This is a genomic window from Pseudomonas sp., assembly GCF_033723075.1.
In the GTDB taxonomy this organism is placed as follows: Bacteria; Pseudomonadota; Gammaproteobacteria; order Pseudomonadales; family Pseudomonadaceae; genus Aquipseudomonas.
Genome location: NZ_JAWVXU010000048.1, coordinates 1 through 9,618, shown reverse-complemented (window position 1 = coordinate 9,618; position 9,618 = coordinate 1). Strand labels below are relative to the sequence as shown.

At 62.9% G+C, this 9,618-nt stretch carries 9 protein-coding genes and 1 pseudogene; 5 read left to right on the top strand and 5 right to left on the bottom strand.

What is annotated here, in order from left to right:
* The 3 genes and pseudogenes from glyA to R3355_RS24115 all read right to left on the bottom strand — a co-directional run.
* Positions 1-597, bottom strand: a pseudogene (glyA, locus tag R3355_RS24125) (serine hydroxymethyltransferase); the annotation flags it as partial.
* Between the two features lie 228 nt (positions 598-825).
* Positions 826-1,569 carry a TraX family protein gene (locus R3355_RS24120; protein ID WP_318963663.1) on the bottom strand — a complete coding sequence of 248 codons (744 nt, stop codon included), beginning with the start codon at positions 1,567-1,569 and terminating at the stop codon, positions 826-828.
* 211 nt (positions 1,570-1,780) lie between these two features.
* Positions 1,781-2,080: a hypothetical protein gene (locus R3355_RS24115; protein ID WP_318963662.1), complete on the bottom strand. Its 300-nt coding sequence runs from the start codon at positions 2,078-2,080 to the stop codon at positions 1,781-1,783.
* A gap of 230 nt (positions 2,081-2,310) precedes the next feature.
* Here R3355_RS24115 and R3355_RS24110 point away from each other — a divergent pair, with 230 nt between their 5' ends.
* The 4 genes from R3355_RS24110 (at position 2,311) to R3355_RS24095 (ending at position 5,913) form a co-directional block, all read left to right on the top strand.
* Positions 2,311-3,354, top strand: coding sequence for a low specificity L-threonine aldolase (locus R3355_RS24110; protein ID WP_318963661.1), 1,044 nt, complete (start codon positions 2,311-2,313; stop codon positions 3,352-3,354).
* Positions 3,355-3,734: 380 nt separating this feature from the next.
* The gene (locus R3355_RS24105; protein ID WP_318963660.1) at positions 3,735-4,922 is read left to right on the top strand and encodes a sulfite oxidase; all 1,188 of its coding nucleotides are present in this window, start codon (positions 3,735-3,737) and stop codon (positions 4,920-4,922) included.
* Positions 4,897-5,241, top strand: coding sequence for a c-type cytochrome (locus tag R3355_RS24100; RefSeq protein WP_318950869.1), 345 nt, complete (start codon positions 4,897-4,899; stop codon positions 5,239-5,241). The genes R3355_RS24105 and R3355_RS24100 overlap by 26 nt, the downstream gene beginning before the upstream one ends.
* A 72-nt stretch (positions 5,242-5,313) precedes the next feature.
* The gene (locus tag R3355_RS24095; RefSeq protein WP_318963659.1) at positions 5,314-5,913 is read left to right on the top strand and encodes a pyridoxal 5'-phosphate synthase; all 600 of its coding nucleotides are present in this window, start codon (positions 5,314-5,316) and stop codon (positions 5,911-5,913) included.
* A 57-nt stretch (positions 5,914-5,970) separates the two neighbouring features.
* On the opposite strand, the gene gbcB is transcribed toward R3355_RS24095, so the two are convergent.
* Positions 5,971-7,071: a glycine-betaine demethylase subunit GbcB gene (gene gbcB, locus R3355_RS24090; RefSeq protein WP_318963658.1), complete on the bottom strand. Its 1,101-nt coding sequence runs from the start codon at positions 7,069-7,071 to the stop codon at positions 5,971-5,973.
* 367 nt (positions 7,072-7,438) lie between these two features.
* Here gbcB and gbcA point away from each other — a divergent pair, with 367 nt between their 5' ends.
* Entirely contained in the window at positions 7,439-8,728 is a 1,290-nt protein-coding gene (gbcA, locus tag R3355_RS24085; RefSeq protein WP_318950863.1) for a glycine-betaine demethylase subunit GbcA, read from the top strand.
* 613 nt (positions 8,729-9,341) lie between these two features.
* Here the strand turns inward: gbcA and R3355_RS24080 are convergent.
* A partial coding sequence (locus R3355_RS24080; protein ID WP_318963656.1) for a hypothetical protein occupies positions 9,342-9,618 on the bottom strand: 277 nt, incomplete at its 5' end.

Genomic DNA, 9,618 nt, shown 5'->3' with positions numbered 1-9,618 from the left:
GAACAGCAGGGCACCGACCTTGTCGGCGATGGCGCGGAAACGTGGGAAATCCAGGGTCTTGGAATAGGCGGAGAAGCCGGCGACGATCATCTTCGGCTGGCACTCGACGGCCAGGCGCTCGACCTCGTCGTAATCGATCAGGCCGGTAGTGGTGTCGATGCCGTACTGCACCGCGTTGTACAGCTTGCCGGAGGAGCTGACCTTGGAACCGTGGGTCAGGTGACCGCCGTGGGCCAGGCTCATGCCGAGGATGGTGTCGCCGGCATTGATCAGCGCCAGGTACACGGCACTGTTGGCCGAGGAGCCGGAGTGCGGCTGGACGTTGGCGTAATCGGCGCCGAACAGTTGCTTGGCGCGGTCAATGGCCAGCTGCTCGACCACATCGACATGCTCACAACCACCATAGTAGCGCTTGCCCGGATAGCCTTCGGCGTACTTGTTGGTCAGGCCGCTGCCCTGAGCTTCCATTACCCGCTTGCTGGTGTAGTTTTCCGAGGCGATCAGCTCGATGTGATGCTCCTGGCGTGCCTCTTCGGCGTTCATCGCCGCCAGCAGTTCGTCGTCGTAGCCCTTGATTTGGTCTTGTTTGCTGAACATCGCTGATCTCCTGCGGTGCCACGTCGTGGCGCCTTTGTGTCGGAATCGGGTCGGAATCGGGGTTGAGCCCTTGTGCAGCCGATGGTATGACTCGCCCTGAACAGCCAGATGCCTATGTACGCCACGGGAGGTTGCGTTTGCGACATGCGCGTCGGCGACAGCTCGCTGTCGGTCATGCGAATGTTTCTCCGCGGCCCGGCCGAGCGCCGTGCAGCGCAGCCGGGGCCGTCAGCGCAGCCAGTATTCGCGCACAGCCGCGAGCAGCAGAAAGTGCCCGGGATAGAACAGGTAGGCCCAGCGGCGTACCGGCGGAACCTGGATCTGCAGCGGCTGGCGCAGCAGCCAGAGGCCGAACAGCGGCGCCAGGGCGCAGCTGAGAATCACCGCCCAGGCAAAGGGATCGCCGCGTGCCGCATCGACATAGAAGGGCGGCCAGTAATTGGCGAGAAGGCACAATAGTAGCGGCCAGATCCAGGCCGGATGGGATCGCTTCAATGCATAAACGAACGCCGCCGGCAGCAAGGCTCCGGCGGCGCCGAACATCAGCCACGGATGGCCGACCACGGCCAGCAGCAGGGCGCCGATGGCCAGCCAGCGCGCCTGGCCACTGGCCTGCTGCACGCCACTGGCGATCAGCAGGCCGAGGACCAGGGTCGGCAGCACATTGAGCGATTGCGGCGCCTGCACCAGCAGGCGATACGGCCACTCGGAAAGCAGCGAGAACAGCAGCAACAGGCCGAGATAGCGCAACGGCACCGGCAGGCGCGGGCGCGTCGACGGCCGCACTAGGTTGGCGGCGATGGCCAGGCAGAACAGTGGAAAGGCCAGGCGCCCGGGAATATAGAGGGCGTATAGCTGCGGCCAGACATGCCGCAGGTGATCGATCAGCATGCTCAGCAGCGCCAGCCACTTGAGCAGGTCCAGCGCGGTATCACGCGGGCGACTGGCCAGGGCTGGGGAAAGGGGCGGCATGGCGGCGCTCACAGGTCATCGAGTGGTGATCGACGTTAACCCAAGATCGCCGCCGCTGCCCATCCGGCATCCCGCCAACGGCATGGCGGGCACCGCTGGCGCTGTGGCCAGCGGGTTTTCAGCACCGTTCAGCGGTTGCGAAAATATCGAGCGCCATAGCGCAACGCCAGCAGCGGGCGGTCGCAGTAGGCGAGCGTTTTCTCACACGTTCTCAGCCCTGCAGCTTGGCGTTGCAGCTGCTGGAGGCGGTTACCAGGCGCTGCTGAAGCGCCGGGTCAGGTTGCGCCTGGCTACGCATCGCTTCCAGCTCTGCCTGGCTGAACTCGCTGCTGACCTTGTCGGCCGCGCATTCGCAGAAGGCCTGGAGCTGTGGCTTGCTGTGGGTGGATTGGGCGCTGGCCACACACTCGTTGACGAACTCGGTTTTGGCTCCCGCTGGCCAGTCGGCGGCAGTGGCGGGCAGGGCAAAGGCCAGGGGAAGGAAAAGCGCAATCAAATGACGGTGGCTCATGGTGGACTCCTGTTCGGGTCTATTACGTCGGCAAGCGCTGCCGGGACCCTAGCTGTGAGGCCGTGTTCAGCCGTGAGTTCCTTTTCATTTGCGTGCAGTTGCCGGCCAGCTGTTCGGCGGGCCGGACAGCGCCTGGAATGAACAAGATGTCGCCACAGCGTGCTACCCACGACAGGTTGCGAGGGTAAAGTAGCGCCATGCGCCGATGATCCAACAAGAAGGAACGAGTAATGTCCGATTCATCGCAACAGTTCGCCAGCGACAACTATTCCGGCATCTGTCCGGAAGCCTGGGCCGCCATGGCGGAGGCCAATCACGGCCATGATCGTGCTTACGGCGACGATCAGTGGACGGCGCGCGCCGCCGATCATTTCCGTGAACTGTTCGAAACCGACTGCGAAGTGTTCTTCGCCTTCAACGGCACCGCGGCCAACTCCCTGGCCCTGGCGGCGCTGTGCCAGAGCTACCATAGCGTGATCTGCTCGGATACTGCCCACGTCGAGACCGACGAATGTGGTGCCCCGGAGTTCTTCTCCAACGGCTCCAAGCTGCTGCTGGCGCAGACCGAGAGCGGCAAGCTGACTCCGGCGGCGATCCGCGAGATCGCCCTCAAACGCCAGGATATCCACTACCCGAAACCGCGGGTGGTGACCCTGACCCAGGCCACCGAGGTCGGTACGGTCTATCGCCCCGAAGAGGTCCGGGCGATCAGCGCCACCTGCCGCGAGTTGGGCCTCCATTTGCACATGGACGGCGCGCGCTTCTCCAACGCCTGCGCCTTTCTCGGTTGCAGCCCGGCCGAGTTGACCTGGAAGGCTGGCGTCGAGGTGCTCTGCTTCGGCGGCACCAAGAACGGCATGGCGGTGGGCGAGGCGATCCTGTTCTTCAACAAGGCGCTGGCCGAAGATTTCGATTACCGCTGCAAGCAGGCCGGTCAACTCGCCTCGAAGATGCGCTACCTGTCCGCGCCCTGGGTGGGGCTGCTGCAGAGCGACGCCTGGCTGAAGTACGCGCGGCATGCCAACCAGTGCGCGCGCCTGCTCGCCGAGCTGGTCGACGATGTGCCGGGCGTCAGCCTGATGTTCCCGGTCGAGGCCAACGGCGTGTTCCTGCAGATGTCCGAAGCGGCCTTGGAAAACCTGCGCGCCAGGGGCTGGCGTTTCTACACCTTCATCGGCGCTGGTGGGGCGCGCTTCATGTGCTCCTGGGATACCGAGGAAGAGCGGGTGCGCGAACTGGCGGCGGATATCCGCATGGCCATGGCTGCGGGCTAGGCTTGGCCCGATCCGCCGGCCCGTCCAGGACGGTGCCCGCGCCGAAGTTGATCGAATAACCGTCGATGTCGCGGCTCGCTATTCAGCGGGATGGGGGGAGCCTGTGACTCTATCCCGGGACGGGCACTGCACGCAGGGCGGGGCAACCGACCACTTACCTTGACAGGGGGACGCCGGGAACCTAAACCAAAACGAGTCATGGCAAACAACCCCGCCTGACACCGAGAGGAAAGCATCCATGCTCCGGTTTGTGGGGGATCGCCCGCCTCTAAGCGTCTATCCCCTTTCATCCAGCACCCGCGCGCGACTCGCCCTCTTTCCCAGATATTCCGGTTCTCCTTCCTGCGTGTTGCGCGCAGCGCATCTCCAGGGAGTACCCCATGAACGACACCTTTAACCTGCAGCGTCGGCAAGTGTTGCTGGGCAGTGCCGGAGCAGTGGCTTCGGCCAGTCTGTTCGGTTTCAGTCCACTCAGCCTGGCAGCAGAGATGCCACTGCCGGACTACGTCAACTGGAAGAATCCCGAGGCGCTGATCGTGCACAGCGCCAACACCCTGGAAACCAGGCGCGACGCCATAGGTACCAGCATCGTCACCTCCAACGAGCAACTGTTCGTGCGCAACAACCTGCCGGCGCCGGATGCCGCCATCGTTGCCGACCGTGACGCCTGGACGGTCGCCTTCCAGGGCGTGAAGAACCCGCGCAGCATGACCCTGGGCGAGCTCAAGAGCCTCGGCGTCGAGACCGTGGCCTGCGTGCTGCAGTGCTCGGGCAACGGCCGCGCGTTCTTCCCCCATGGCGCCAGCGGTACCCCGTGGAGCGTGGGTGCGGCCGGCTGTGTGTTCTGGAGTGGGGTGCCGGTCAGTGCGGTGGTCGATGCCCTCGGCGGCATTGGCGATGGGTTGGAGTACATGACCAGCACCGGTGGCGAAACCTTGCCCGCCGGTATCGAGCCGAAAGATCTGCTGGTCGAGCGCTCGGTGCCGTTGCGCGCGCTGGAGCACGCCATCCTCGCCTGGGAGCTGAACGGCGAGCCCTTGCCCCTGGCTCACGGCGGCCCGTTGCGCTTGGTGGTGCCCGGCTATTACGGGGTGAACAACATCAAGTACGTCAAGCAGGTGGCATTCACCGCCGAGCAGACCGCTGCCAAAATCCAGGCCTCCGGCTACCGCATCCGTCCGGTCGGCCAGGGCGGCGCACCTGATCAGCCTTCGATGTGGGAGATGAGCGTCAAATCCTGGATCACCCAGCCGCTGCAGCAGGCCAAGGCCGGGAGGGTACGGATCCAGGGTGTGGCGTTCGGTGGGGCCAGTGCGGTGCAGGGGGTCGAAGTATCCCTGGACGCGGGCAAGAACTGGCAGATGGCGCGCTTCGTTGGCCCGGATCTGGGGCCTTTCGCCTGGCGACCATTCGTGCTGTTCACCGAACTCAAACCGGGGAGCTACACCTTGGCCAGCCGGGCAATCGATGCCCAGGGTGCCATGCAGCCCCAGGAGCGCCTGGATAATGAACGCGGCTACGGCCACAACGGCTGGCAGGATCATGCCGTCAGCCTTGTGGTGGCTTGAGCCGATGCGGGGGCTCGGGTTCGCCTTGGTCGGCCTGCTCGCCATGGCGCAGGCGAGCGCGGGTGATACGCGTCTGGCGCTCGGCCGGCAGGTGTTCACCGAGCAGGCCCAGCCTTCCTGCAGCCTCTGCCACAGCCTGCGCGAGGCCGGTGCCAGCGGTATCATCGGTCCCGATCTGGATCAGCTCAAGCCGAGCGTCGAGCGGGTCGCGGCGGCGGTGCAGGGTGGTGTCGGCGTGATGCCGAGCTTTGCCGCATCGCTCAGCGCCGAACAGATCGAGGCGGTGGCTCACTATGTGGCAGAGATGGCCGGGCAGTGAACCCTGCGCTGGGGTTGGCTACCCCGACATGCGACGCCACGGATCGGCACCGACAAAGGATGACTAGCGAGGATGAAGAGCAGTGAAGCGATTTATCGGGAAGCCCTGGAGCAGTTGCAACGGCTGATCGAGCAGGCCACCGCGCAGAGCGTTGACGAGGCCCATGCCGCCGCGCTGGCGACGGCGGATCGCTACGCCCATCCGTCCGTACGCATGGTCTACATCGTTGCGGTCGAGGAGGCAGGGCTGCTGTTCTTCGTCAACACCGAGAGCGGCAAGGGCCAGCAGCTCATCGACAATCCGCGCGCATCGCTGTGTTTCTTCTGGCGCGAACTGCAGGAACAGGTGACGCTCGAAGGCGAGGTCGTTCGACAATCCGTTGCAACGTCGGACAGCTACTGGCGCAAGCGGGCACGCGAGGTCCAGCTGGCGGCCTGGGTGCTGCCGCAGGGCGCTCCGGCGTCGGCAAAAGGCGAAGCGCGCCGGCAGGTGCGCCAGCATGAACAGGCCCTGGGCTTCGATCCGGTGCCGCGCAGTCCGAATTGGTGCGCCTTCCGCCTTCAGCCTGAGCGGATCGAGTTCTGGCCGTCTGGCTGGCAGCGCGTGCGCGAGCGTGTCAGGTACCTGAAAGATGCGGATGGGGTTTGGTCGGAGGAGGTGCTCACCCCCTGAGAGATTCAGGGGGTGAGCTTGTGAGGTGGGTAAGCCGTCGTGGGTAAGCCGTATGGATCAATAGTCGATGACCACGTCGCCTTGGGGCACGCTGCAGCAAGAGAGGATATAGCCTTCGGCGACGTCCTCGTCGGTAATCCCGCCGTTATGCTCCATGCTCACCTCGCCAGCGGTCTTCATTACCTTGCAGGTGCCGCAGATGCCCATGCCGCAGGCCTTGGGGATGTGCAAGCCGAGTTTGGCCGCTGCGGCATGCACGGTCTCGCCCGGGTCGACGCGAATGCTCTTGCCGGTGGCGACGAAGGCCACCTGATGCTGGTCGGCAACGGGCACCGGCTCGGCGTCGGCGGCTTCCGCAGCCAGCTCCTTGACCTCGGCGCGGACCTCCGGTGGCGTCGCGCCGAAGGACTCCTCGTGATAATGCTGCATGTCGAAGCCATTGCTCTCGAGCAGGTGCTTGACCGCATTCATGTAGGGCGTCGGCCCGCAGCAGAAGATTTCCCGTTCCATGAAGTCTGGCGTCATCAATTCCAGCATCTTCTGGTTGAGGTAACCGCGGTAGCCGGCCCAGGCCTCGCCGAGGCCGTGCTTCTCACAGATGATGTGCAGGCTGAAGTTGCTGATCCGCGCCGCCATGTGCTCCAGTTCGCGGTGGAAGATGATGTCCTTGGGCGTGCGGGCGCTGTGCACGAAGACCATGTCGACGTTGGCGTTGGTGTCATAGAACCAGCGGGCCATGGACATCACCGGAGTAATGCCCACACCGCCACTGAGGAGCAGCACCTTGTCGGCCGGGAAGTCGATGGCGTTGAACAGCCCGACCGGGCCGTGTACCGCCAACTCCTGGCCTTCCTGCAGGTTGTCGTGCAGCCAGTTGGAGACCTTGCCGCCGGGCATCCGCTTGATCGAAATGGAGAAGCTGTAGGGCACCGACGGGGAGCTGGAAATGGTGTACGAACGCATGACCGGCCGCTCGTCGATTTCCAGTTCCAGGGTGACGAACTGGCCCGGTTTGAAGAAGAACAGCACCGGTTGTTCGGCCATGAAGCAGAAGGTGCGCACATCCCAGGTTTCCTGGATCACCTTGACGCAGCGCACCAGATGGCGGCCGTTGCTCCAGGTCTGGGTGGTAACGGGATTGAGGAAGTCGTTCGACATGGTCGGTATCTCGCGCGCAGCGGCCTGATGTTGGCCTATTGAGGTGGATTGTGCGCAACGGTTAGTGCGCTCATTTATCCATGAGCGACATTGACATACTTATCGCGACCTGCCGCCTGGCGCGTGGCTTGCCGCGTCGGAAACGGATGTGGCCATGTCGCCTGTGGATAAGGTTTGCTCGGCGTCCATCGCCACACTCAGCCCCAGCCGAAGCAAATGGATAAGAGCGTCCGATTCTCTCGATCCCGCGTAAGAACCGCCATTCGGCAGGCGGTTTGCGGAGGGTCTGGAACGCCGCCTTGCGTAGCAACCGAAACAGCCACTTTTTGCGGCGCTCGCACGGCGAGTCGCCATTGAGGAGTTACCGATGGACGTCACTTCCACCCTGAGTCTGGGCGACCCCCTGGATCCGGCACGCAAGGCCACCGCCGAGATGCTGCAACGCCGCGAGCGGACCTTCTCGCTGCCGCAACCCTTTTACAGCGACGAGCGCCTGTTCCAGATCGACATGCAGGAGATCTTTCACAAGGAATGGCTGATAGCCGGCATGACCTGTGAAATCCCGGCCAAGGGCAACTACCTGACTCTGCAGATCGGCGATAACCCGATCATTGTCATCCGTGGCGCCGAAGGTGTGGTGCATGCCTTCCACAACGTCTGCCGCCACCGCGGGTCGCGTCTGTGTACCAGCGACAAGGGTAAGGTGGCCAAACTGGTTTGCCCCTACCACCAGTGGACCTACGAGATTGACGGGCGGCTGCTGTTCGCCGGCACCGAGATGGGCGCCGACTTCGATATGAAGGAATACGGCCTCAAGCCGGTGCAGTGCAAAACTGCCGGCGGCTACATCTTCATCTCCCTGGCCGAAACTCCGCCAGCGATCGATGACTTCCTCACCACCCTGGCCCATTACATGGAGCCCTACGACATGGAAAACACCAAGGTGGCCGTGCAGTCCACCTTGATGGAAAAAGCCAACTGGAAGCTGGTCCTGGAAAACAACCGCGAGTGCTACCACTGCAACGGGGCGCACCCGGAGTTGCTCAATACCCTGCTGGAGTGGGACGACGTCACCGATCCGCGTGCCAGTCAGGCTTTCAAGGACCACGTTTCCGAGTCCGCGGCCAAGTGGGACGCCGAGAAGATTCCCTACGCCCACGCCAGCTTCGGCCTGCGTAACCGCATCGTGCGTATGCCGCTGCTCAAGGGCACGGTGTCCATGACCATGGATGGCAAGCAAGGCAGCAAGAAACTCATGGGCCGTATCCAGAACCCCGACCTCGGCTCTATGCGTATCCTCCATCTGCCGCACTCGTGGAACCACTGCATGGGCGATCACATCATCGTCTTTACCGTATGGCCGATCAGTGCCCAGGAAACCATGGTCACCACCAAGTGGCTGGTGCACAAGGACGCAGTGGAAGGTGTCGACTACGACGTCGCGCGCCTGCGTCAGGTGTGGGACGCGACCAATGACCAGGACCGTCGTCTGGCCGAAGAAAACCAGCGTGGCATCAACTCCACGGCCTATCAGCCTGGCCCATACTCGAAAACCTACGAGTTCGGTGTGGTCAACTTTATCGACTGGTACAGCGAGCGCCTGCTCAACAACCTTGGCGCTGCTCCGGCAGCCTATCTGCGCCAGGTTAACGACTGACTGTCACTGCCTGCCCGTCTTGTGGGGGGCGGCGCGTTTATGGAGGCGAGTTGATGTCGATTGGTCTAGGGCTGGTTATTCTGCTGATCTTATATAGTGGCATCGCCATGTGGCGCGTCCAGCGGTCTACGGTTCCGGGTGCTGGACGGCCATCTGAGGGAAGCACTGAATAACCGGTCTGCAGGATTGCCGCTACTCGCTCTATGATCTGATAACTGCCGCGTAGTACGGCAGTTATCGTTCGGGAAGAAAAAGCCCCCGCCAGGGTTGCCTTTGACGGGGGCTGAAAACACTCCTCGAAAGGAGCTCAGTGTGTAGGGGCGGGCAGTGCCTGATTGGTAAAGGCCATTACCACCAGCAATAACGCCAAGTCAGGATGCCAGGCGAGGTCTTGTTCGATTGTGTGCAAAGCGACAGGGCGCTAGTCGATAGCGCCGGTTCCTGAAAGAGTGAGTCGCTCATCCAGTGGGCCTCCCCGGGGGGGGGCTCTATTGACTCCATCTATATAAAGGGGCGTGCAAGCTGGTCGCATGGTTCAAGGCGCGCGCGGCACAGGATTGCAGTGCGAGTAGCGGGAGCTTTCAATAAAGCCTTGACGTAGTTTCTGCGGGGCCTATAATCCGCACCTCTTCTGGCGCAGGCTTCTCGGCAAACCTCTTGTAAAACAAGAAGTTAGCTTAAAAATAGAAGTTGCAGTGCAGCGAAAGCTGTGTAGAATGCGCCGGGCTGACAGGGTGGTGGTTAAGGCCTTGTTGGTGATTTGGTCGAGGTGGTTGGAAGCGGTAACGAGGTGGTTGACAGCGGTTTGAAACGCTGTAGAATTCGCCTCCCGCTGACGAGAAGCCTGGAGTTGATCGGAAGCGCAAGCGGTTGAAGTTGAAAAGAAATTT

Coding starts and splice junctions, on each gene's coding strand:
- R3355_RS24120 (WP_318963663.1), bottom strand. CDS start 1,569: ATGCCGCCCCTTTCCCCAGCCCTGGCCAGTCGCCCGCGTGATACCGCG.
- R3355_RS24115 (WP_318963662.1), bottom strand. CDS start 2,080: ATGAGCCACCGTCATTTGATTGCGCTTTTCCTTCCCCTGGCCTTTGCC.
- R3355_RS24110 (WP_318963661.1), top strand. CDS start 2,311: ATGTCCGATTCATCGCAACAGTTCGCCAGCGACAACTATTCCGGCATC.
- R3355_RS24105 (WP_318963660.1), top strand. CDS start 3,735: ATGAACGACACCTTTAACCTGCAGCGTCGGCAAGTGTTGCTGGGCAGT.
- R3355_RS24100 (WP_318950869.1), top strand. CDS start 4,897: ATGCCGTCAGCCTTGTGGTGGCTTGAGCCGATGCGGGGGCTCGGGTTC.
- R3355_RS24095 (WP_318963659.1), top strand. CDS start 5,314: ATGAAGAGCAGTGAAGCGATTTATCGGGAAGCCCTGGAGCAGTTGCAA.
- gbcB (WP_318963658.1), bottom strand. CDS start 7,071: ATGTCGAACGACTTCCTCAATCCCGTTACCACCCAGACCTGGAGCAAC.
- gbcA (WP_318950863.1), top strand. CDS start 7,439: ATGGACGTCACTTCCACCCTGAGTCTGGGCGACCCCCTGGATCCGGCA.